A 24,203-nucleotide genomic window follows, 5' to 3' on the forward strand; every position below is an offset into this window, starting at 1 on the left:
CCCGCCCGATCGCCCACGTTGCCGCCGAGATGGGCATCTCGCGGCAATGCGCATCCAAGTGGGTCAACCGCTACCGCCGCCACGGCGAGGCCGGTCTGCTCGACCGGCCCAGTATTCCGCAGCACCAGCCCACCGCCACCCCGGCCGAAGTGGTGGCCCGGATCGAGCAGCTGCGCCGGACCCGGAAGTACTCCGCCCGCCGGATCGCCACCGAGATGAGATGGCCGCCGAGGGCGTGACGATCTCGGTCCGGACCGTGGGCCGTCACCTGCTGCAGCTCGGGCTCAATCGGCGCCGGTTCATCGACCCCACCGGCCAGAACAACCGGCAACCGCGGCGGATCATCGCCCGCTGGCCCGGCCACATGGTCCACCTCGATGTGAAGAAGACCGGCCAGATCCCCGACGGCGGCGGCTGGCGCATCCACGGCAAAGGCAGCGACCAGGACAAATGGGTTGCTCGTGGCAAGACCCGTGGCCAGCGAGCCCGCTACACCTACCTGCACACTGCGGTCGACGGCTTCTCGCGCCTGGCCTACACCGAAGCCCTGCCCGACGAAACCGCCCGGACCGCGATCGGGTTCGTCCACCGGGCTCGGGCGTTCTTCGCCCGCCACGGCATCACCCACATCCACCGCATCGTCACCGACAACGACTCCTGCTACCGCGCAAACGACTTCGCCACCGTCCTACGCGGCGCCCGCCACCAGCGGATCACGCCCTACACCCCACGCCACAACGGCAAAGTCGAGCGCTACAACCGGATCCTGGCCGAAGAGTTCCTCTACGCCCACGTCTGGACCAGCGAAGCCCACCGCACCGCAGCCCTGGCCGTCTGGAACATCCACTACAACTACCATCGACCACACACCGCCGCCGGAGATCAACCACCAGCGTCCCGGCTCCACACCGGCGTCACCAACGTCATGGCCTCATACAGCTAGCGACGCAGCCGAAGGCCAGCGCGGGCGCTACGCGCGCTCCGGGGCACCTGCACGTCGCCGCCACAGTCGAAGCATCGCACCATGAGTTACAGACCCGTGACCCTTCGCATCATCGTGCCGACGACGCCATCGCCCTGCGGGACCCAGAGCGATCATTGGACGATCGTCAAGATAGACACTAAATCGCCCCTACCCTTGGGTAGCAAAAAGCCCAGGTCGTTGACCTGGGCTTTGCTCCCCCGCTTGGACTCGAACCAAGAACCCTCCGGATCATCGGTTCGATACAGCGCACCACGTCGACCTGTAGCGCGCGGGCCGGAAGCGGGATTCCCCGAAAAGCGACCACATCCTCAATGGCAACAGACCTCCGCGACCGATTTTCCGGCAGCAGCTTGGACGCAGGCAAGGCAACGGACCCGGATCTTGCGATATCCGGGCCGGACGAGTTCCTGCGCGGCCAGAGCGCGCAGTGCCCGCTGGACCGACACCTGCGCGACGTCCAAGAGCTGAGCGATCTCCAGCTGGGTCAGAGGGATGTCGACGTCCGCCGAACGCGAATCTGCACCGGACAACCAGGCCAGCTCGGCCAGGACAGCCGCTACCCTGCGTTCAATCGGCAGGCTGGACGGCACGAGACGGCTGCGCTCCAACGCGCACTGCCGTTCGGCGATCGTCCGTGCCAGGACCAGCGCCGCGCGGGGGTGGATGTCGAGGAACGCCGTGAACTGGTCCCGGTCGAGACGGACGACGGACACTGGCCGCTGTCGCAGTGCGATCACCGAAGGTACCCACTGCGGGTCGGTGAGATAGGCCAGTTCGCCGACCAGGTCCCCCGGGCCGCGGAATCCGAGCAATCGCTGTCCCGACTCGCCTTCGGCCACCACCTTGGCCTCGCCGTGGCAGATCAGCAGCACGTCGTCCTCGGTCGTCAGGCACTCACCGGCCTCGTAGCGGACCTGACTGCCGGTGGTCAGCGCCCAGTCCAGCTCAGCGGTGGTCAGCTGGCCGGCAAAGGTGGTGGGAGGCCACGCGGTATCAAGCATGCCGATTGTCTACTGGCCCAGCCGTCGCGGTTCTGCGTACGAATACGCAGAACGCGCACCTCGTCAGATGACATGGGACAGGACCGCCAGGACCACCTGCACGACAGCGATGACGAACAGGCAGACCACGGTCAATGCCGTCGTCGCGACCATCACGACCACCGACACGCGCCACCGGCGGAAAGGATCGTCTGCGGTCACAGCTTGAACCCCTGGGTCGCGAGTGTGCGTTCGGCGAAGGACTCGACACTGCTGTCCGCGGTGTCATGCCCCGTCGCGAGCGCCGAAGTGAGGAAGAACGAAACCGACTTGAAGTTGTTGTCCATCGCCCGCACCAGATTGCCCTGGGCCAGCTTGTCCACGAGCCAGGCGCGGATGGAACCGTCGTCGGTCCGGTCGACGGTGCGCAGCGAATCCTCGATCAGGTCGGCTTTGCTCAGTGCCACGACCAGGTGCACCTTGCGGAGGTCGATTCCCATGGCGATCACGGTCATCACCGTTTCGTGGAAAGTCTTGGACGGTTCCTGCTGGGCGCGGATCTTCTCCATCGCCGGCCGGTGCGACTCGGCGATCGACGTCCAGAGCCGGTCGATCGACAACGGGTCGACGACGAACACGAACGTCTTGGCCACCCTGAGGTACTCCAGCTGCTGGATCTTGTCCGAGCGGTAGAAGACTTCGCCCTGGGCGTCGAACACGTGCAGCAGCTTCATCTGGCCGCGTCGCGGCTTGACGTACATCGAGTACGCCGGAACAGTCGTCGCGCCGCTGACCAGCGTCGTCTTCTCCGACCGTTTGGTCGTCACCAGGCCGCGCCACGCCTTCGTAGCGTTGCCGCGCGTCTGGTCGTCGGCGAAGGCGAACGTGCCGCCGGTGCGGTCGGCGAGCGTCTCGATCGCCACGGTCAGCACGGTGATCAGCTGGGACTTCCCAGCGCCCGGCGCGCCGAACAGCGGGATGACGATCTCGCCCGCCAGGCCGGTTTCCTTGGCCAGCGGCTTGTCGCAGTGCGGGCACCAGCTCTCGAGCCGGTAGTTCTTCGACAACGCCGTCGACGCCAGCCGGTACCCGCAGCCGCACGTGCGGTGCAGCAACCCGTAGCGGCCGGGCCGCAGGTTGTGGTGCCGGACTTTGCACCCCGGGCACGTGTATTCGGCGCGGGTGAGCCGGTGTCCGCAGTTCCGGCACGTCATCGTCACCCCGCGCACGCGCAGCACGAGCGCGTCCACACCTGCCAGCACCCATAGGAAGCCGTACTCGGCGACGAAGAGCACGCCGAGCGCGACCGCCTCGGCCAGCGCCAGCCCGGCGATCACCACCGCGGCGACCGCGGTGCCGATCAGCACACCGGCACCGGCGGTGCGCCGGAACGTGGTGTACTCCGGCCGGGGCGGATTGACCTGTGCCGGGTGCAGGACGCGCAGCTTCTCCCAGCACGACTTGACCGTCTTTCCGACCTCGGACCAGACTCGCACGTTCGCGTGCCGGAAGTCGCGCCAGGACTGCCGGCGAAGATAACGTTCGTGCGCGTACTCGCGGTTGGCCACGCCCTTGGACGGTTTCGGGATTTCGGCGGTGTGAGGCTCCTTGCCGAGGCCCATCGCCCGGGCGAAGGCACGGCCGGACGCGCCGAGGATGACGGTGGCGTACCGGACGCCGTGGATAGCGGGCAACGCCAGGAGCAGGCAAATGACGACGGTTACCGCGGTGATCAGCATCGGCTCCTCCTCCCCTACGGCCGTCTCATCCGCGCCCGGAAGGGCCAAAACCCGGTTCTGGACCGCCGCGGCTGCTCGGCGAACCAAACCGCGGCGGTGGGATCCGCACGCTCGATCAGGGTGACGACCTTGCGGACGTCTCTGCGCGGCAACCGGTCGCGCAGCTCCAACGCCACCCGCGAGATCTCGTCGAACGCCGGACCGGACGCGCGATCACCGCTCATCCGGGCGATCATCCACGCGACGAGCACGTGGTTCTTGAGGTCGAGTAGGAAGGGCCGCCCGGCCGAGCTGTGGGTGCGGAGGTAGGCCTCCCGGAGGTCGGGCAGCCGAACGAGTACCTGGGCCCGTTGGTGGTTCGAGAGCTCGCCGATCCGGCCGAGCAGGCACCGCACGATCATTTCGCGCCGTTGTGGACCGGAGGACCGGTAGCTGCGCGACACGGCGTCGAGCAACGGCCCGAAGCCCTGCTCACCGGCACCCGTCATCTCGTCGATCAGCCGCCGGACTGTGGCGTGGGTGTCGATCCGGCCGCGGACTTCGGCCGGCAGGTTGTGGTAGAGGCCGGTCTCGTCCAGCCGGCCGCACAACCGGTCGAACAGGTGCTCCTGGCCCACCACCGGCGGACCGTTGACCGAGCTCGTGAGCCAGTCGAGCACGATCCGAGCCCGGCAGTCCTCCGGAGGCAGGGCACCCAGCACATCCAGTGCCTCGCCGTGCGTCCAGCCACCCGACGGCCACAGCAGCCGGAGCACCGCGGCGTCGACCTCGAGAGGAGTGATCTCCCGCAGTGCCTCGGCCGGGGTGAGCCTGCCGCGGCGGACGTCCGCGACCGCAACGGCCGCGACGAGTTTGTGTTCCTTACCGGCCTCGAGCAGGTCACCGATACCGGAGCCGAGCGCGGCGACCACCGCGCCGATGTCCGTGCGGGCGGCCGCGACGAGGTGGTCGACCGCGCCCCAGCGCAGCGGTGGCTGCGCGCCGAGGAGTGACCGGCTCCGCTCGTCCGTCCGGTTCTCGAGCACCAGCGGACCGAAGACGTGGTAGCCGGTGTCGCGGAGGGTGTTCTCGCCGACTTCGATGCCGGAGCGGGCAGCCCACATCAACGCGTCCACGGCGTTCACCGGGCTCGTTCGAGGCAGTTCTTCAGCCAGTGTGTTGCCCGCTCGGGTGCGCGCTTCGTCCGTGGACAGCTCGAAATCACCGTCGAACTCTCGCTGGTCGCGAAGAGCGGACCGCAGGAGCACATCGGCCCAATCCAGTTCGATCTTCCTCAAAAGACCGTGTGCCCCCGCGGTTCGCGCGGCTTCGCAGAGAGAGCGCAACGCCCCGGTCGCGTCGGCGCAGGAAGTCGCGGCAGCTAGCACGCCGGCGCCGATCTCGGCGACGACGTGCTCGCCGAGTCGGCCGGCGCGCCCGGCCAGCCACGGTGCGACCGCGGCCGCGTCGGCCGGCTCGCCGAAGCCCGGCCGCATGACGGCGGCCGCCACGACCGGGTGCCAGTCGTCGAGGCCCTGCTCGGTTCCGTCCGCCAGCGGTCCGGCGCGGTCCCAGACCGCGGGGGCGTCGAGCAGGCCGATCTCGGTCAACAGCCCGGCCAGCCGGTGCGGGGCGATCGGGCTGCTGCGCCCAGCCACCATGTCGAAGAGCAGGTAGCTCTCGAACGCCGAGCGGTCGACGTCGGAACCCGGGACCGTGCCGACAACGTCGAGCCTGCTGTACTGCGGCTGGTGCAGGTAAGTCGCGAACGACATGAGGCGCACCAGGTTTTCCGGGAGCAGGTAGGAGACGGCCGCGATCCACTGCGCGACGGCGTCGGTGTCGTGCTCGACGAGCACCACTTTGCGCTCGCCGCCACGGACGGCCGCGTCCACCGCGGTGAGGAGTTCGGGCAGCCGTTCCCAGCACGGGTGCGACCGCACGAACTTGTCGACGCCGGCCCGGTCCAGCCGCCCCCGCTGCGGCGGGGCGGGCAGTTCGGGCAGTGCCGGATCGGACACGGCAGAACTCGTCCAGAACGGCGCGCGCCACAGTTCGATCGGCAGCAAGTCACCCAGGGACGCTTCGGCGTCCTCGCTGACCAGGGCGTGCGTGAAGTAGTTCCCGAACCGGTGCGAATAGTCGTTGCCGACGAAGACCGTGTTGGCCAGCACGGTTTGGGGCCCGGGCCGGTAGCAAAGGTTGACCGGGTAACGGTCCAGCCGGGCCACCCCGGCCTCGGCGGCCAGCTCCCGCGGCGGTTCGTAGCCGGCGAGGGCTTCCACGTCGGCCAAGACGTCCGGGCGCAGGCCGGGCGTCGACGCGTTGAACTGGAAACCCGGGTAACCGGCGAGCCCCCTCTCACAGGAGGTGTAGTAGAGCTGCCCGAACGCCGCGCTCATCGGCGACCGGCCTTGTCGATGACGCCGAACTCGGCCAGCAGCCACAACAGCGGGTCCTCCACCCGCCAGCCGTGCGGGCTGGACACGCGCTGCATGCCGCCCTCTTCGTCCAGCCGGGGGCTTTCCCCGAGCGCTGACAAACCGAAGAAGCGGTAGCGCGCGAAGTTGTTCGCGAGCGACGTTTCGATGTTGTGACCCGTCCAATCACGCAGCAGGGCCTGCATGTAGCGGTGCACGACCAGCCCGTCGGCGTCGTCGAACACCGGCCGGCCGGAGGGAGGGTGCACCAACGGGTTGCCTTCGGGCAGCGTGCCGGCGAGGGCGTCCATCTTCGTGAACGCGACGGCGAGCGGTTTGTCGATCTTCCGCTGCGCGTGCGCGGCCCCCCTGGCCCGCAGCAGTTCGATGATCCTGCTCAGCACCGCGGCCGGCCCATCGGCGGCTCGCCCTTCCACGGGAAGGAGGGCGTCGGCGTCCGCGAGCGGCCGCGCCCCGCTCAGCTGCAGCGGATCGAGCAGCAGGATGATGGCGTCGGCGCTGGACAGGTACCGCACGTGCTGGTCGACGTCGCGGTCGCTCCGCATGTCCTCGCCGGCGGTGTCGAAGAAGGACAGCGTCGTGCGAGTGACCTCACGGGCCCGCGATTTCGGGCGCCCGACGGCGAAGTTGAACACCAGTGGACGCCGCCCGCCCGCGGTCGCGACCGCTGACTTCGTCGGCCCGAAGAGCTGATGCCGTTCGTACAGCTGCTTCTCGTAGTCGTCTTCGAACCTCGTCCTAGTCGGCTCGTCGGCACCGAGCAGGGAAGCGCCGAACCGCTCGCCGACCGCGTTCGCGAGCTCGTGGAGCAGCACCGTCATGTAGACCGTCTTGCCGCTCTCCTTGGCCCCGACCAAGGCGATCAGCCGGTTGTCGATCTCCACGTACTGAACGGGGAGCGTGCTGTGGCAGCGGGGGCAGAGCCGGTAGTGGGTCACCGCCTCGCACTCGGGGTGCACGGCCTCCTGCCGCCGCCCGTCCGCGGCGAAGGTGGGGGGCTTGGGCTCGAACTCTCCCATCTGCTCGCCCAGGACGTGGTCGACCGACGTCGAGCACCGCTTGCGGCGACCGGGCAGCCCGGAGCAGCGGAACAGGATCTCCTTGACCCGGAAGCGCTGGTAGCAGTAGGGGCAGGTCAGCTCACTGCGGCGTAGCGGGAACAAGGATCACCTCGTCGGGAGCGGCGGAAGACGGATCGAGGAAGCAAGCGAGGCCGGACAAGGGACGCACCAGGACTTCGAGCGGCACCGAGACGCGCTGGCCCGCCGCCAGCTCGCGCGCGGTGATCGTGGCGAGGGTGGTGCCGCTGCCGACGCGCAGCGGGAGGATGCCGTCCTTGCGGTGGACGACCAGCACCGCCGGCAGGTGGCACGGCTGGTCGCTGGTGAGGACTATCTCGTGTCGCCGCCGGCCGGGCAGTCCCGTCGCTTCGACCGCGTAGGTGACCTTCGCCCGTTCGCCGGCAATCATGGCGGTGACGGCCGGGGACGATTCGTCGGCACCAGGCCGTCCCGTGACGGTGCGCACCGAGACGGTGATCGGTCCGGGCCGCGCGGTGAACGTGACCCCACCGGAGGCGGTGTGCTCGCGCAGGGAAGCGCCGAACTCGCCGAGGGGCGCAGACGGCGAGCCGGTCGCAGTCGGCCACCACGCCACGCGCGCCCGGCTCGCACCCGGCGGCCAGGTCCAGAACAGCCGGATGACTTCGCCGTGGCGCCAGGTTCGCAGGTCGCTGACGGGATCGAGCAAGGACACCGTCGTGCCGGCCCCGATCGCGGCCCGGTCCCCCGAGACGGTGATCGCCGTGAGCACCACCCGGCCCTGTGGAGGCCGGAACACGAGGTGGTCGTACCCCCGGTCGTCGGTCGTCACCGTGCCGCCGACCACCTTGCCGATGCCCGTGGCCGTGGCCCGGGGCACGACCGTCCCGACCGGCCACTCGGGTTTTCCGGCCGAGACCCTGATCTCCGCCGTCCCACTGCGCGGTTTGGACCAGTTCAGCTCGACGACCGAAGCGCCGCCGTCCTGGGTCGCCCTCCACCGCAGCTCCTCGACCGCGGTCGGCGGTGCGGTCGGGGTGGCGAGACCACAAACGGGAACCGATCGGCGCTCCTCGCCGGACGGGGACCGGTAGAGCGCGGTGACCGCGTACTCGTAGGTCACCCCAGTCCGCACCGACGGGTCGGTGAACGCCGACGTTTCCTGGGCCGGCACGGGCACGGGCTCGCTGGAATCCCCCTCGACGGCGTCCACCGCGCTCCGAGTGACGAGCACGCCCGAGGTCCCGGACGCCGTGCGCCAGGAACCGGCCACCGCCTGCTCCGTCGCGCGGAGTTCGAGGTCGGCGACCCCCGGCACCGACTCGACCGGGGGCGTAGCCACGCCCGCCGACCAGGCTTCGCCTCCTCGCGACGCGAAGACGGTGTAGCAGACGGGCACGGCAGGAGGTGGCAGCTCGTCTTCCGCTTCGTTGCCCGTGGTCTCGGCGATCGTCGTTCCCGCCGAGCTGGTCACCGCGGGAGACCCGGCAGCGCGGACGACGCGGTAGCGCACCGCGGGCGTCCGGGCCCTGCTGGGTGCCCACCGGACGTGGATCCGCCCGCGGACGCCGTCGATCCCGGCTGTGACCTCGGACGGCGATGGCGGCGGGATGGCCGCCAGCCGCGCTCGAAGGCTTTCATCGTCCGCCGCCGCCGACGACGCCTCGGCCAGCAGCGCGGCAGCTTCTTCGGAATCCCCGCCGGCCAGCGCGCTATCGGCTTGACGCGTGAGGTCTGCGACCCGGCGCGTGATCGCCTCGAGTTCGGCGCGCTCCTGGGCGCATTCGGCGGATGGCACCTCGTCGAGCAGGCTGCGCGCCTCGTCCAGCTCACCGCACCGGATCGCCTCGGCGATCCGCCGGGCCGCGGTGTCGTCCCGGACCGGGCGGCCGGTGCCCGCCGTCAGCGTGACGGCCAGCTCCACCGCCTCCGCCGGATCCAGCCCGAGATCGGTGGCGCTCTGGGTCACCACCCGCACCGGCAATCCCGCTTCGACGTCGGGGCGCAGCTGTTCGGCCACCTCCCACAGGAACAGCTTGTGCAGTGCGTCGGCTTGCTCGGCGAGCCCGATGAGGATCGCCAGCACGGTTTCCACCGCGGTCTTGTGCTCGTCGTGCTTGCTCCTCGAGTTCTTCTCCCGGAGGGAGAACAGTTCCGCTTGCGTCACCGGCTTCCCGTCGGCCGCAAGCCGGAAGCCGCCCTTGAGCCGGAAGCCCGCGCGGACCGCGTCGGCGCCGAACACCACGTCAGGCGAGAGCCGGCTCCCGAGCGCCCTCAGCGGCCCGGCCAGCGAACGCGCCGAAGGAGCGGGCGGGCCGGCCGGGAGATCCCACGGCGGTTCGATCACCGTGATGTTCTTCTCCGCCAGCGCCGCTCGCACCTCCGACTCGGTGAAGGCCCCGTCCAGCATGGCCAGCAGCCGGCGCAGACCGGACACGGTCAGGCACGGCGCCGAGTCGGCGACCGCGGCGATCCGGTCGTCCATCTTGGCGCGTGCCCGGCTGCGGCTTTCCGCGTGCTGCTCGGTGAAGGCCTCGAGCGTGAGCCGGCCACGCCGGCTCAGGTCGGTGTCGGCGGTGAGTAGGGCGGTGGCGAGCGGAAGGTACTTGCGCTGGTGCTTCAGAGACCGCCAGAACTTCACCACGGCCGCGACCCGGCGCTTGAACTCCTCGGGGTCGCGGACCCGGTTCGGGTCGATGTCGTACCGGAGGAACAGGTCGACCGGGGGGATGTTGCCCGCCCGCCGGGCCGCGTCCAGCACGGTGTCCCGGTAGGTGTCGAACTCTGACGGCATCGACGCTACCCACCAACCGAGTACCGAGCGACCGCGTCACGGGCCTGCGCGACCTCGTCGCGGTTGAGCCCGCCGATGAGCAGTTCGATGTCGAGGTCCCCGCCGGTGGTCGTCTCCACGGCGTGCACGCGCAGAATGCCGTTCTGCGCCATGCTGAAGGTCACGTCGATCGGCGATCCCTTGGGCAGCGGAGGCAGATTCCGGATGTGGCCCTCACCGATCGGGTTGTTGTGCTCCAGGTCCGCCGAGGCCACCGCGCCCGCCTGCTCCCACACCTCGATCTTGATGCTGGTCTGGTCCGAGTGGACTGTCGCATACCGCTGCACGGGCGGCGTGGCCGGCAGGACGTCGTTGGCCTTGATCAGGTGGTCGACGTAGGAATCGGTCAGGCTGCCCTGCCGCAGCGCCTTGATGCCGAAGGCCCGGGGCGAGACGGTCACCACTTTCTTCTCCGAAAGCCTGCGCACCTCCTCGGGGTCGATGCCCAGCTGGTCGGCGACCTTCGCGACGGTTGCCGGAGCTGCGTCGTCGCCCTCCGGGAAGGCGGTCTTGACCGTCTGGATCAGCGCGAACAGCGCGGCTCCCTTGGCCACGGCCAGGTCGGGATCGTGCAGCCGGGGTTCGAACCCGAACCGCGACCGCAGCCCGGCGGCCACCGCCGGCAGCCGGGCCGAGCCGCCGACGAGCAAGACATCGTCAAAGTGGTCGACACCCTTCGCCTTGGCGGTCTCGATCGTCCGCGCCGTGACGTCGAAAGTGCGTTCCAGCAGGTCCGCCGTCAGCTGCTCGAACCGCTCGCGGGTGAGCTCGGCGGTCGCCACCTCGCTCGCGAAGCGCATCGGCTGCTTCTGGCCGGTCCTCCGCGTCAGCGCCTTCTTCATCTCCTCGGCCGACGTCGCGAGGCTCTGCAGGAAATCCTCGTGCTCACCGGCGGCCGAGCCGGGGTTCTCGGCGAGGAAACGCTCCAGCAGCCACGTGCTGATCCGGTCGTCCCAGTCCGCACCACCGAGGTGGTGGTCGCCGTCGGTGCAGACGACACTGATGTCGTTGCCCACCAGCCGGATGACGGTGGTGTCGAACGTTCCGCCGCCCAGGTCGTAGACCAGGATCGTGCGGTCGCCGGCGCCGGCGGCTTCATAGTGCAGGGCTGCGGCGACCGGTTCGGGCACCACGTCGACCACGTTGAGGCCGGCGATCTCACCGGCGTGCCGGGTCGCCTCCCGCTGGCTGATGCCGAAGTAGGCGGGCACGGTGATGACGACGTCGTGGACCGGCTCACCGAGTTCGGTGGTGGCGGCGGCGGCGATTTCGCGGAGGATGAGCGCGGAGATCGACTCCGGACTGTGCTCGGTGCCGTGGAACGACAGTGTCGTCTTCTCCCCCATGTCGCGCTTGACCAGCGAGGCGACGAGTTCGGGATTGGTCTTCTGCGAGTTCTTGGCGATGCGGCCGACGATCACGTTGTCCTCGGTCTCGAAGAACACCACCGACGGCGTGGTGTCCTCGCCGATGGCGTTCTTGACGATCGTGGGACGTCCGCTGTCGTCGACGTAGGAGATGCACGAGTAGGTGGTGCCCAGGTCGATGCCGAAGGTCCTCGACGGCTTTTGCGCAGCCGGGTCGATGTGTTCGTGTGCAGGGACGTTCACCGGAGCTGATCTCCTCGGAAATGGTCGATGCCGGCCAAATCAATCACGAGACGTATTTGCGGACTGGTCAGCCTTATTGCGTCGAAGACGATACCTCGACCGGCGGCAACCAGGGGGATCGGTCACCGATTCGGCCGAACGCCGACATTCCGAATCGTTTTTTCCGGCGCGGGCTTGCCGATCCGCGCTCCTCGATGTCACCATGGTCACCTCCGCCGAAAGGACACCGATCTGACCCGTTGGGATGTCTTCGTTTCATACTGCAAGGCGGACGAGCGGTTCGCCCAAAAACTCGGCTACGAACTGGAAGAACTCGGCCTCGGTGTGTTCCTTCGCGCGTGGGACATCACGGCAGGCCAATCCGAAATCGGGCGCACCGACGAGGGTATTGCCGGGGCGGACAGTGCCGTCATCGTCGTCGGGCACGCTTCGCACGGGGTGACCGACGAATACCGGACCCTCGCCGGCCAGTTCAACGCCAGGCGGTTGCGCAGGCTGGTGCCGGTTCTCCGGGCGGACGGCCTCGATGTGCACCTCCCGCCGCGCCTGAGCGACCAGGTACCACTCAGCTTCGCCGACGTGGCGGACGATGAGGCTTTCCGCGCGCGGGTGGAAATTCTGGCCGACGCCCTGCGCGACCGCCGGGCTCGCGGCTTCGTCGAGACCGGCTTCCCGGTGCCTCCCGACACCGCCCGCGTCGAAGATTCGCCGGTGTGGACGACACTGCGCCTCGGCCCCCGGGAGTCGGTGCTGGCCGTGGAGGGCAAGGATTCGGTCGCCGCGGCCCACGAAGGCCCGACCCAGGCGTTGCGGAACGCGCTGTGGACGATGGACAGTGTGCGGCGCAGCGCCGACCGGACCTTCCGCGCCGACGGGCCGAGCCAGGACGGCGCCACAGCGCCCGATCTCGACGCCGCCTGCCGCGCCGTCGGCCGTCGGCTGGTGGAGGACTTCCTCGAGGAGCCGGTGCTCACCGCGGTCCGCGCGCACCTCGACGAGGTCGCGCGGGCTGGGCGGATTGTCCACCTCGCCCTGCACCTCGACGACAGCCTGAGCGACCTGCCGTGGGAGAGTGCCGTGCTTCCCGGCGACCCGGTTCCCCTGTGCCTGCAGCCTTCGGTGCGCCTGTACCGGCAGGCCGCGGGCCTCGGGCCCACCGTGCGGCCCGACGTGCCCGGCCCGCTGCGCGTGCTCGCCGTCGTGGCGAGCCCGGACACCGGCGGCGGACAACTGCTCGACTACGAGTACGAACTGTCGCGGATCCTGGACGAAGTCGAGGCCGCCCGCCAGGACTCCGACGCGTACGTCCGGATCCTCAACTGGGGCTCGCTGACGGCGATCCGCGAGGCCCTCACCGAAGAGCGCTTCCACGTCTTGCACGTCTCGTGCCACGCCCGGCCGGGCGAACTGCTGCTGGAAACCGAGGACGGCGGGGTGGACCGCGTCCGCGCCGAGCGGTTCGCCGACGAACTGGCCGTCACCGGGAAGCCCGTGTCCCTGGTGGTCCTGGCCGGATGCTCCACCGCCCAGACCGGCCGGGCAGACGGCCTGCCCAGTGTCGCCCACGCATTGCTGAACCGCGGCGTGCCTTCGGTGCTGGCGATGACCGCCTCGGTGAGCGACGACTACGCCACGGAAATGCTCGCGCGCACCTATCGGGAGCTGGCCGCCCAGCGCGACGGGTCCGACCCCCTCGCGGCCGTGGCGATCGCACGCCGGGAACTCGAGTCGCGCCGGAAGGACGACCGGCGCCGGCTGCTCGCGGAATGGGCCACCCCGGCGTACTTCCAGCGCGTGCGCGGCGGCGATCTGATCCGCCCCGGGAAGCACGAGGAACCCAGCCGTCCGCCCCACCGGGCCGGCCTGCGGGGCATCGTGGATCTTCGGCTCGGCGACTTCGTGGGACGGCGGGCGGAGCTGCGCGAACTGGTCCGGACGCTGCGCGGGAGCGGTGGTGTGCTCATCCACGGCATGGGCGGGGTGGGCAAGAGCAGCCTGGCCGCCCAGCTGGTGCACATGGTGCGCGACGAGCGGACCGTCCTCGTCACGCTGCACGGCCGGTGCACCGTCGACCGGGTGCTGCGCACCGTGGCCAAGCGCCTCCGCCACCAGCGCGGCGGCGATCAGGGGGTCCTCGCCGACCTCGAGGACGACGAGATGCCGTGGCGTGACCGGCTTGACGACTTCGCGGAGTGCGTCCTTCCCTCGCTGCGTTCCGGAATCCTGCTGGTGCTGGACGACCCCATCGGTGATCCCCTGGAGTCCGGCACGCCGGGCGGCAGCGGGTACGGCGAACCCGAAGCCGGTCTCGTCGACTTCCTCGATGCATGGCTCGGGCTCGGAAAGCTCGCCCGGCTGATCGTGACCTCGCGGCACCGTGAACCGCTGACCGGCAGTGCGGGACACCGCCTGCGCACCCACCACCTCGGGCCGCTGTCCGCGGCCGAAACCAGGAAGCTGGTCTTCCGGCTGCCCGCTCTGGACCGGCTGCCTCCCGCGGACCGGCAGCGCGTCCACCACGACCTCGGCGGGCACCCGCGGGCCCTCGAGTACCTGGACGCCGTGCTGCGCGGTGGCCGGCCGCTGGAGGCACGGAAAGGATCCGGCACCCAGTTAGACGGTGTGATGAAAAGAATCGGCCTGGCTCTGCAAGCCGAAGGACTCGACAGCGGGTCCTGGTGGCGGGAGCGCGCCCTCGACACCGCCCTTGCGGAAACGGTGGCGATCACCGCATCCGATGTGCTGCTGCATCGGCTCCACGACGAACTGACGGCCTCGTTTCCCTTGGCCGCCGAACTGTTCGTGGCGGCATCGGTGTATCGGGTGCCGGTCGACGCGGCCGCGTTGCTGTGGGTCGTCACGCCCGTCCGGACCCTGGACGAGGACCCCGCGATGCGCGACCGGCTCACCGAGGCCCACCGGGCACTGCGCGACGGACGCGGACTCCCGCAGGACCAGTGCGAGCAGCTCATCCGCGACCTCGCCCTCATGGCCCAGCCGCCCGAGCGCCCCGGCCTCGCCGCCGCCCGCGACCGGCTGCTGGAGCTGACCTTGCTCGCGCCGATCCGGCAGCCGGCGGACGACGGCGGTCCGCCGCCGGAGCAGTACCTGGTCCACCGCTGGACGGCGCGGGAACTGGCGCACCACGTGGACCCCGCGGCCCTTGTCGTGGCGCACACCCGGGCCGCCGCGTACCACCGGTCGCGAGCCCAGCTGTGGGTACGGGAACCGGCGGTGCAGATCGAGCTCCTGGAGGAAGCCCGCCACCACAGCTGGGCGGCGGGGCTGGCCGCCCAAGCGGTGGCAGTGACCGCGGAGATGTGCTCGGTCCTGGACCGGCTCGGCCGGCAGGACTGGGAATGGTCGCTGTGCGAGGAGGTCATCGAGCGCATCGGCCCGGACTCACCGGACGCGCGGGTCTTCCACCACCGCATGTCCGTCATCGCCCTGCGACGGCACGCGCTCCCTGCCGCCGAATCGTGCCAGCGCAAGGCGATGCCGGAAACCGCGGGCGACAGCATCGGCACCGCGGTCGGCTTCCAGCAACTCGGCACGATCGCTCAGCTGCGAAGCGACGACAGCGGGGCCGAAGAGGCGTATCACCGGGCGATGGCGATCGTCCGCGAGGCATCGGTCGCCGACCGGATCGATGCCCGCGTGCTCCTCGCCGGCTGTTACCAGCGGCTCGGCGGGCTCGCACTCGGCCGTGGCGACGACGACGGCGCCGAGCGGTTCAGCTTGGGAGCTCTCGAACTGGCCGGAGAGATCGAGCAGGAGGCGGCGGACACGTCGGCCAACCTCGAGCTCGCCGCAGTGGCCGCGGCCGTCGGCGAAGTCGAGGAGGCCCAGCGCCACGGCCTGCTGGCCCTGGAGATGGCCGCGGCGGACCTGGACATGTGCCGGCTGGTCGCGGCGGCGTCACTGCAGCTCGGGGCGGTGTCGCTGACCCGGCGTTTGCTCGACGACGCCGAGGAACACCTCGAGCTGGCGGAAAGGCTTGCGGCGGAGGCGCACGACGTTCCGCTGCAGGCGTCTTGCCTGCAGCTTCTCGGCGAGGTCCAGGTGAACCGGCTCGAGTACGAGAACGCGAGGTCCACCTACGAGACGTTCGCCGAGTGCGCCGACGCCCTCGACGACCGGCGTAGCCAGATCGTCGCCCAGCAACAGCTGGGCCGAATCCACGCCGCGCTGGGCGATCCCGCGGCCGCCCGTGAAACTCTGGTCTCGGCGATCGCGCTCTCGGAGCGCTTGGGCAGCGACCAGCTCGCCGCCACCACCCGGCTCGTTCTTGGCGGCGTCCTCGTCGGCACCGGCGAACTCGACCCCGCCACCCGCCAGTTCGAGCTTGCGCACGCGACGGCCGAGCGCATCGGGGACCAGGGCCTTGCCTTGGCGTGCGCGCTCCAGCTCGCCCTGATGCGGCTGCGCCGGGGTGACCTCACCGGCGCGCAGCAGCTGTTCGAAGACGGCGCCGGCCGTGCCCACGCGCTCGGCAGCACCCGCACCGGGGCGACCTGCCTGCTCGCTCTCGGGCTCATCGCCCGCGAGCGGGGCGCCGTCGCCCGAGCAGCGCGGTGGTACGAAGCCGCCCTCGACACAGCCTCGGCCGAACACAACCCCCGAGTCGAGGCCGAGTGCCTGGCCCGGCTCGCGGACCTCGAACTGGAGAAAGGCGACAACGACGGAGCGGAGGAGCTCTACGACCGATGCCTCGCCTTGCTGGGGACCGTCAGTGCACCGCACCTGAGAGCCGATGTGCTGCGCCAGGTCGGGCGGTGCCGGCTGTACCGGGGTGAACCACGCCGGGCGGCCGAGGCGCTGATCCGCGCGACGGAAGCGTTCACCGAGCTCGCAGAGCCGGCCTGGGTGCTCTCCTGCCTGGTGTGCCTCGCCTGGGTCCTCCCCCGGGCCGGCCGCCCACAGCAGGCCGGCAGCGTGAAACGGCGGGCGGCCAGCATCGACGCGACCGGGTTGCCACCCCAGCTCGAGGTGGCCCGGCTGCTGCTCGCGGGCGAACACGCGGCGGAGACGGGGAACCGTACGGCCGCACGTGTTTTCTTCCGGAAGGCGCTGCACTGCGCCCGCGAGACCGACGAACCGCAGCTCCTGGTCGACTGTCTGTGGCACCAAGGCCGGCTCGCCCGGGAAAACGGGCGGATCGCCGAAGCCAGGTTGTCGGTGGAGCACGCGCTGGAGATCGCCGAGCGCGAGGACGACCAGATGCTGATCGTCCACCTGCTGCGCGAACTGGGCCTGATCGTCGCCGTGCAGGGGGACCGCGAACGGGCACGCCGGCTCCACCTCCGGTCGGCCGAATACGCCGCCAGACTCGGTGAGCGCGAAGCGTTCGACTGCGCCGAAGCGCTGGCGCGGGACGGAGGCACGGGCGACACCTCCGACCGGGTGGCCGCCGCCGGCGACGACTTCGCGGAGCTGCTGTCGTTGCGGCGGGTCCGCGCGGTCGACACCGGCGCAGTGTTCGACGACCGGATGGCCGCCTACGCGGGCGCCCCGATCGACGAGATCGTCACCGGTCTCGTGCCGCAGTTCTCCGGCGTTTCCGGGGTGCCCTCCGTGGTCTCCCCGTCCGTCACGTCAGTCTTGCGACGTCATCCCGCGCCCGGGCCACCTGCCGCTCGGTGAGGTCTCCGATCTTGATGTCGACGGTGGCCGTGCCGCGGGTCTTGATCTCCAGTACGTCGACGTTCAGGACACCGTCCGCGTCCAGCTTGAACGTGACGTCGACCGGGGATCCCTTGCGCAGCGGCGGCAAACGGCTGACCACGGCTTCACCGATCTGCTTGTTGTGCTCGGCCTCTTCGGACTCGATCGACCCGGCCTGCTCGTAGATGAGCACCTGGATCGAGGTCTGGTCGTCGTAGGCGGTGACGAACTGCTCCCGTTTCTGCACCGGCAGCGGGGTGTTGGCGCTGATCAGATGGTTGACCAGGAACGAGTCGCCGTCCGGGTCGGCCGGGTCGACGACCGCGACGCCGAACGCCCGCGGCACCACGTTGGTCACGGCCCGCTCCGCCGTGGCGCGGACGACACCTTCGGGCAGCTCCATCGCGCGGGCGATCTCGGCGGCAGGCGAATCGTCGCCGGTTGGCCGGCGCAGCCGCACCGACTCGTGCAGCGCGAACCACGCCGCGCCCTTGGCTACGGCCAGGTCGGGCTCGTGCAGCTTCGGCGCGAAGCCGAAGCGCTCGCGCAGTGCGGCGGCGATCGCGGGCATCCGCGTGGACCCGCCGACGAGCAGGACCTCGTCGTAGTGGTCGACACCGCGCTCGGCGGCGAGGCCAAGCGTGCGTTCGGTGATCGCCATCGTCCGCTCGACGAACTCGGCCGTGATCGCTTCGAAGGTGTCGCGCCGCACCTCCACCACGGCGGTGTGGTCACCGAAGGTCATCCGGTGTCGGCACGCCTGCCTGCTGGTCAGCGATTGCTTGAGCTCTTCGGCGTGCAGGGCGATGTCCTGGAGAAACTTCTCGTCGTCCTCGGCGCCGGATCCGGGGAACTGCTCGGTGAACAAGTCGCACAGGTGCGCGGCGAGCCGGTCGTCCCAGTCCGCGCCGCCGAGCTGGTGGTCCCCGTCCGTGCACACCACGGTGACCTCCCCGGGACCGAGGCGGATGACGGTCGTGTCGAAGGTGCCGCCACCGAGGTCGAAGACGAGCACGGTCCGGGTGGCGTCGGTTTCGTGCACGCCGTAGAAGAACGCAGCGGCGACGGGCTCCGCGACCACGTTCACCACGTTGAGCCCGGCGATGGTCCCCGCCGTCTTGGTCGATTCCCGCTCGGCGACACCGAAGTAGGCGGGCACGGTGATGACCACGTCCTTGACCTCTTCGCCCGTGGCCTCCCGCACCGAGCCGACCAGGTCACCGAGGACGAACGCCGAGATCCCTTCGGGCGTAAAGGACCGGTCGTGGAAGTCGAGATCGGCTTCGGGGCGGCCCATTTCCCGCTTGATCCGCGACACGACCAGGTCGGGGTGGGTGAGCGCGGCCTTTTTGGCGTCGTCACCGACCACGACGTGGAACGGTGACTCGAAGTAGACGACCGACGGCGTCACTTCACGGCCGAGCCGATTCCGGATGATCTCCGGCCTGCCGGAGCTGTCGACGCGGGCAATGCACGAGTAGGTCGTTCCGAGGTCGATTCCGTAGATGGTCATCTGTTCCCCAAGTCGACGGGTATGGTGCCATTCGAAGCGACTGGTCGGCCGCCTCGAAATCAATCACGTGATGCTTTTCCAACGTCGTGGTCGATCCGGTTCCGGCAATAGTAGCTTTGTTGCGCGAGCTGGTTTCGGACAGGAGGAGAAATGGATGTGCTGACGGCTGGTGACGGACAGCCGGTCCCGGTGACCGTCGTCGTGCTCGATGCGGTCGGGTTCAGCCGGCACGGCACCTTGGTGCAACTGAGGTGGCGGGAGGGCATCCGCGAAACGCTGACCGCGGCGATGCGGGCCGCGGGGATACCCGCCGATCAGTACCGGCCCGAGGACCGCGGCGACGGTTTCCTGGTGCTCGTGTCGGGCACCGTCCCGAAACCGCGCGTGGTCGCCGACTTCGTCAGGGAGCTCACCGGCCTGCTCGCCGAACACAACCGGACCCGCAACGCCGAAGGGCGGATCCGGCTGCGCGTCTCCGTCCACCACGGCGATGTCGTGTTCGACGAGATCGGCTTCGCCGGTGATGCGGTCGTGGTCGCCTCGCGGTTGATCGACTCGCCGCCCATCCGGCAGGTGTTCGAGGCCGACGACGACGCGGACGTCGCGCTGATCGTGTCCAGGGAGATCCACGAGTGCACGGTCGCCGAGCGGTTCCGCGGACTCGACCCCGGGACGTTCCGGCACGTCGACGTCATGGTGCCCAAGTTCACCGGTTCGGCCTACGTCCACGTGCCGGGGCACGCTGCCGCTCCGGCGGAACCGGGCCCGGCGGCCGAAGCGGATCCGGGCGGCACCGGACCGTCCACGGAACCGGGTTCGCCGGAAGAGTCGATGGTCGCCTGGGACTTTCTTGTTTCCTACGCGCCCGAGCAGGAGCGGTGGGCGGAGTGGATCGCCTGGGAGCTGACCGGCTCCGGCCACCAGGTGCACATCGAGGCGTGGGACGCGGTGGCGGGCACGCACGACGTGCAGCGGCTGCACGACGCGGTCCGGTGGTCGAAACGCACCTTGGCACTCTTGTCACCGGACTACCTCCGGTCGGCCCAGGTGGGGCCGGAATGGCAGGCGGCGTGGTCGGCCGACCGCGACGGCATGCGGCGCAAGCTGATCCCGGTGCGGATCGAGCGGTGCGAGCCCGACGGCCTACTGCGCGGCATCAAGGACATCGACCTGAGCGGTCTTCCCCAAGCGCAGGCGCGCCGGAAACTCCACGCCGAGATCCAGGCGTCGCTCCTCGGCCGTCGGCCGAGGACTCCGGCCCGGCCGCTGTTCCCGGGGTGAACAGGGTATCGTGGATACCGGCTCGGACCTAACCGCACCGCTGGCGCTCTTCCCGCTCGTCACGTGCGGACCTTCGTCGGCTGGTTCTCGGCCGGGACGGTGATCAGCCGTCTCTCCGATCAAGCCGGCGATGCGTCCGACAGGAGATCCTCGGTGATCATGCTGAGCACATCCAGGCTCAGTACCTCGATCCGCCGACGGGACGTCCGCACCGCACCGAGTTCGCGCAAGTGACGGAGAGCTTTGACCACTGCTTCTCTCGAAGCTCCGGTCGCCTGAGCCAGTTCCGCCTGTGACAGCGGCACCTGGATGGCGGCACCGTCACGACCGACGAAGCCATGACGTCCGGCGAAGTCCGCCAGCAGCCGGGAAGTCCGGTGCAGCACGGTATAGGCGCTCAGTTCCAGCCGGTGCGCGTCGGCTTCACGCAGCCGCTCGGTCACCATTCGCAGCATCGCGAACGCCCGGGCGCCGTCCTTCATCAGAAGACTCCGGAAGGCGGCACCCGGCAGCACAGTCGCGGTGACCGACGACAACGCGGTGACAGTCGCAGACCGCGACCTACCGTCAATGGCGGCGATTTCGCCAAGCAAGTCACCCGGCCCTCTGATCGCCAAAACGAGCTGGCGCCCGGCAGGGGACGAAAGGGAAACTTTGACACTACCGACTTCGATGATCACGACGTGATCCGAATTGTCACCTTCGTGGAGAATGGTCGCGCCCGCCGGCCAGCCGTGCCGGACCCCCTTCCCACGCAGATCGTCCAGGCAAACCATCCTCGTCTCCGATCCGTCGTCACAACCAACGCTCGACACGGTCGCCCTATCTTTACAGGCAATAACCACAGGCAACGGCTTCATTCAGTCAAATGTCCTAGATTTGACCATCGCGCCTCCGGACGACGCACCGGAACAAATGATCACCCGATGACGCGCGACCATCACCGTCTTCCGAGCCGGCACTCGAAATCCGCGCGGTTCCCGGATTCCTCCACAGAAGACTCCCACCGAAGTTCTGCTCGCCGCGGCAGGGCACCATGGCGGATCAGGGCCCTCGCCGACCGGCTCCACGCCCCTTGGCACCGATCTACGGGTGCGCTGACGAAGGAACCAGGAGGGTAGCATGGGCCGCGACCACGCCTGGCAGGCGTCGGCACCTCGCGGATCCCGCCGGGCCCGGACGACCGGTAGGTGAGGTCGGTGACCGCCGCACGCGCGGGCTGGCCGACGCCGATGAGGGTCCCACCAGTCGCCGCAGCCGGCCGGCTTCGACACCGGCAACTCCAGGACACGGCGGCTTCGGGTCCAGGCGCGGCCCGGTGCTGTGGAGCCTCAGCGCGTCGAACCAGACGGCAGTGCAGGCTGACCAACGTAGGCCACCAGGGCTCGGACAGGCAGGCGCTTCGGTCGCTCGACCGGCGGGCCACGGCGCCGGTCTCGGCGTCCGCCAGACAGACCGTAGCCGGCCGTTACACAGGCAGCACTCAGGATGACGGCCGATCACTGGACGATCGTCAAGATAGACACTAAATCGCCCCTACTCAGGGGTAGCAAAAAAGCCCAGGTCAACGACCTGGGCTTTGCTCCCCCGCTTGGACTCGAACCAAGAACCCTCCGGATTATTGGTTCGAGTCGTCTTGAGTCGACGTCAGTCGATCTAGCTGGGATGTTTGCAATCGCTCATGCTCTCAGTCGACGTCAGTCGACCTCGTTCGACGTGCAATTTCGCCCTTAAATCGCCCCTAGTTCGACAGCAGCCCCAGGTATCTGCGGTGCTGCGTCCGCCATGTGAGCGCTGCCGCACCTGTCAGGTCGGCTGTCTACGCGGCTCAGGCATCGCCGTCATCACCTCCGCACAACCGTCGGAACTGGAAGCGACGGGAGCGTTCCCGCGGTTGCTGCGCGACGCCATCCATGCCCTACCAACCGCGGGCTACCGCCCGTTCGCCATCACCGCCAGCGGCGGGACACTGCGCTGGCCTGGGGCCTCGCCACCGACGCTTCGGCGTAGGCCAGCCTCGAGAATCCGTCGACGGCGGAGTGCAGGAAGGTGTAGAGGGCCCGCTGACCTCGGGTTGCCGCGAACCACATGTCGTGCGCGCTCGCTGCCTTTGCCATGGATCCGCCAGCCACCGCCATAGGGATCTGGCCGGTCTTCTTCACATCGAGGTGGACCATGCGCCTGGGCCAGCGCGCGATGATCCGCCTCGGCTGGCGGTTCGTGGCGCCAGTCGGGTCGAGGAATCGACGCCGGTTCAGACCAACTGCAGCAGGGCCGGCCGGCGGTCCGCAACGAGATGGTGACGCCCTCGGCGGCCAGCTCGGTCGCGACCCGGCGGGCGGAGCGCTAACGCTGCCGGCGCAATTGCTCGATCCGGGCGACTACCTCGGCGGGGAGGGGGCTGGCGGTGCGGGAAGCTCGGGTGGTCAAGCAGGCCAGCCTCGCCTTGGCGGCGCCAGCGGTTGACCCACTTGGACGCGCATTGGCGGAAAATGCCCATCTCGGCGGCGACGCGGGCGATCGGGCATCGCGTTCGATCGCTTCGCGACACGCTGACCCGGCTTGGTTCAAACAAGTCCTTCCTTCATGTCTAGTGGCGCCTCTGTACCACCGACGCCTCAGCCGCCGCCTCGATCGAGGGCGGACAGTCTGCCGGCATAACTGCCTCCGCGCGCGACATTGAAAGCTGGAGCGGTAGACTGCACCAAACGAGACTCGCATGAGGCATCGTGCCCAATGGCGTCGATTCACCAGGTTTAAGGACGGGCGGAATGGATCATAAGCCAGACGGAAAAGACGAATTCAAGACACAGAGATCACCGCGAGTTTTTATTAGCTACTCGCACGACTCAGAAGAACATAGAAATGAAGTTCGAGCATTTGCAACATTCCTGCGAGCCGTCGCAGGAATCGACGTGCATCTTGACCAATGGGTTGGCGGCGGCAGAGTTGACTGGTCAATCTGGGCCATGACACAAATGCAAGAAGCAGACTTTGTTTTGATTATCGCTTCAGCTGGCTACAAGCGCCGAGCCGATGACCACAACGCCGAACCCGATGGACGTGGAGCACGATTCGAAGCGGCGATCATTCGAGACAACCTAACACGCGACTTGCCACGGGAAACCAAACGCATTCTACCCGTTTTATTGCCAGGCCACAGCGCGGACGAAATTCCCTTATTTCTTAACGCACATTCCACCACGCGATATCAAATCGCCGAATTCACCATTGAGGGCTGCGCGGAGCTAATCAAGGGAATCACCGGGATCTCCCAGCATCCATCTCTTACTCCTGGCGGTTGGCCCAGGAGTCAACGAGCAACCGCGCCCAGGTCACATCTGCTGACAGTTACACTGACACCAATTTCATGCAGTTCAAATATAAAGATGGCGGCGGCAAGAATAGACGGAATGGATCGAGCGAATAGCATTGTATTCCGCCCCACAGATTTTGCCAATGAACCGCATGGCGTTGTAGAATACAATCTAGGTAGGCGCTACCGTCGGTTCGAATCCGCGGCCGGCGTGCTCGACGATACCGACTGCGTTGATCGACCTGGACTATTCCGCGTATTCCTTGACGGCGTCGCTCAACCGCAGTTCAATACAATAATGAGTGAAAGCATCTGGATTCAGCACGATGTCACAAACGTGCTTCGCCTCAGACTTGTCGCTTGGACGGAAAACCCAGTGCAGCACCCTGCGGCCTCGAGCCTAAGAAGTGCGGCTAGCCGGTCAGGTCTGCTGCCATCGCTGGCCTGGGGCGATCCTACTCTCATAGAGTAGGGGTGGCGCGCGCCTTATATCAACCCGACGTAAGCCTAACTCGCTCCGGACAGGAAACCATACAGTACATCTCGTTAGAATTCTGAGTTGAACATGATGGCATCACGGGCGCCTATCTAAGACTATAATGTCCCATCCAGTGCCGATGACTATTTCCTGCGCTGGCCCGATGCAGATGGCTCCACGTATGATGCCGGCGTAGTCGAAGATCGCGAGTTCGCGCTCAACGGCCAGGTTCCAGATTCGTACGGTTCGGTCACTGCTGCCAGTCACCGCCACCGGCTCCCCATTCAGACTCGTACACGCCACCGCCGTCACCACATTCCCGTGGCCGGTCAAAATGGCCCGCA

Annotated in this window: 13 protein-coding genes and 2 pseudogenes; 4 read left to right on the plus strand and 11 right to left on the minus strand. The window is 68.6% G+C overall.

Annotated features, from left to right (window positions below; genetic code table 11):
* Positions 1–943 (plus strand): annotated as a pseudogene (locus AB0M80_RS42380) (IS481 family transposase); the annotation flags it as partial.
* 350 nt (positions 944–1,293) lie between these two features.
* On the opposite strand, the gene AB0M80_RS42385 reads toward AB0M80_RS42380, so the two are convergent.
* From AB0M80_RS42385 to AB0M80_RS42415, 7 genes are all read right to left on the minus strand, one after another.
* Positions 1,294–1,986, minus strand: a complete 693-nt coding sequence (locus tag AB0M80_RS42385; protein ID WP_364576205.1) for a Crp/Fnr family transcriptional regulator — start codon at positions 1,984–1,986, stop codon at positions 1,294–1,296.
* 63 nt (positions 1,987–2,049) lie between these two features.
* Positions 2,050–2,187: a hypothetical protein gene (locus AB0M80_RS42390; protein WP_364576206.1), complete on the minus strand. Its 138-nt coding sequence runs from the start codon at positions 2,185–2,187 to the stop codon at positions 2,050–2,052.
* On the minus strand, positions 2,184–3,704 hold the full coding sequence (locus AB0M80_RS42395) for a hypothetical protein (protein WP_364576207.1): 1,521 nt from the start codon (positions 3,702–3,704) through the stop codon (positions 2,184–2,186). Before AB0M80_RS42395 ends, AB0M80_RS42390 begins: the two co-directional genes overlap by 4 nt.
* A gap of 14 nt (positions 3,705–3,718) precedes the next feature.
* On the minus strand, positions 3,719–6,085 hold the full coding sequence (locus AB0M80_RS42400; protein ID WP_364576208.1) for a GTPase-associated protein 1-related protein: 2,367 nt from the start codon (positions 6,083–6,085) through the stop codon (positions 3,719–3,721).
* On the minus strand, positions 6,082–7,287 hold the full coding sequence (locus tag AB0M80_RS42405) for a hypothetical protein (protein ID WP_364576209.1): 1,206 nt from the start codon (positions 7,285–7,287) through the stop codon (positions 6,082–6,084). Before AB0M80_RS42405 ends, AB0M80_RS42400 begins: the two co-directional genes overlap by 4 nt.
* On the minus strand, positions 7,265–9,958 hold the full coding sequence (locus AB0M80_RS42410; RefSeq protein WP_364576210.1) for a hypothetical protein: 2,694 nt from the start codon (positions 9,956–9,958) through the stop codon (positions 7,265–7,267). Before AB0M80_RS42410 ends, AB0M80_RS42405 begins: the two co-directional genes overlap by 23 nt.
* A gap of 5 nt (positions 9,959–9,963) precedes the next feature.
* Complete coding sequence (locus tag AB0M80_RS42415; RefSeq protein ID WP_364576211.1) at positions 9,964–11,607, minus strand: Hsp70 family protein; 1,644 nt, start codon at positions 11,605–11,607, stop codon at positions 9,964–9,966.
* Positions 11,608–11,634: 27 nt separating this feature from the next.
* On the opposite strand from AB0M80_RS42415, the gene AB0M80_RS42420 reads away from it, so the two are divergent.
* Positions 11,635–17,250 carry a CHAT domain-containing protein gene (locus tag AB0M80_RS42420; RefSeq protein WP_364576212.1) on the plus strand — a complete coding sequence of 1,872 codons (5,616 nt, stop codon included), beginning with the start codon at positions 11,635–11,637 and terminating at the stop codon, positions 17,248–17,250.
* Here the strand turns inward: AB0M80_RS42420 and AB0M80_RS42425 are convergent.
* Positions 17,198–18,784, minus strand: a complete 1,587-nt coding sequence (locus tag AB0M80_RS42425; protein ID WP_364576213.1) for an Hsp70 family protein — start codon at positions 18,782–18,784, stop codon at positions 17,198–17,200. The genes AB0M80_RS42420 and AB0M80_RS42425 overlap by 53 nt on opposite strands.
* A gap of 150 nt (positions 18,785–18,934) precedes the next feature.
* Between AB0M80_RS42425 and AB0M80_RS42430 the strand changes: the two genes are divergently transcribed.
* The gene (locus AB0M80_RS42430; RefSeq protein ID WP_364576214.1) at positions 18,935–20,065 is read left to right on the plus strand and encodes a TIR domain-containing protein; all 1,131 of its coding nucleotides are present in this window, start codon (positions 18,935–18,937) and stop codon (positions 20,063–20,065) included.
* Between the two features lie 119 nt (positions 20,066–20,184).
* Here AB0M80_RS42430 and AB0M80_RS42435 read toward each other — a convergent pair whose 3' ends face one another.
* On the minus strand, positions 20,185–20,925 hold the full coding sequence (locus AB0M80_RS42435; protein WP_364576215.1) for a Crp/Fnr family transcriptional regulator: 741 nt from the start codon (positions 20,923–20,925) through the stop codon (positions 20,185–20,187).
* A 1,137-nt stretch (positions 20,926–22,062) separates the two neighbouring features.
* Positions 22,063–22,586: pseudogene (locus tag AB0M80_RS42440) on the minus strand (helix-turn-helix domain-containing protein); the annotation flags it as partial.
* A gap of 208 nt (positions 22,587–22,794) precedes the next feature.
* Between AB0M80_RS42440 and AB0M80_RS42445 the strand changes: the two are divergent.
* Positions 22,795–23,853, plus strand: a complete 1,059-nt coding sequence (locus AB0M80_RS42445) for an SEFIR domain-containing protein (RefSeq protein WP_364576216.1) — start codon at positions 22,795–22,797, stop codon at positions 23,851–23,853.
* 102 nt (positions 23,854–23,955) lie between these two features.
* Here the strand turns inward: AB0M80_RS42445 and AB0M80_RS42450 are convergent.
* Positions 23,956–24,203, minus strand: a 248-nt coding sequence (locus tag AB0M80_RS42450; protein WP_364576217.1) for a hypothetical protein, incomplete at its 5' end; no start/stop codon positions are given.

Source organism: Amycolatopsis sp. NPDC051045 (assembly GCF_040682955.1).
In the GTDB taxonomy this organism is placed as follows: Bacteria; Actinomycetota; Actinomycetes; order Mycobacteriales; family Pseudonocardiaceae; genus Amycolatopsis.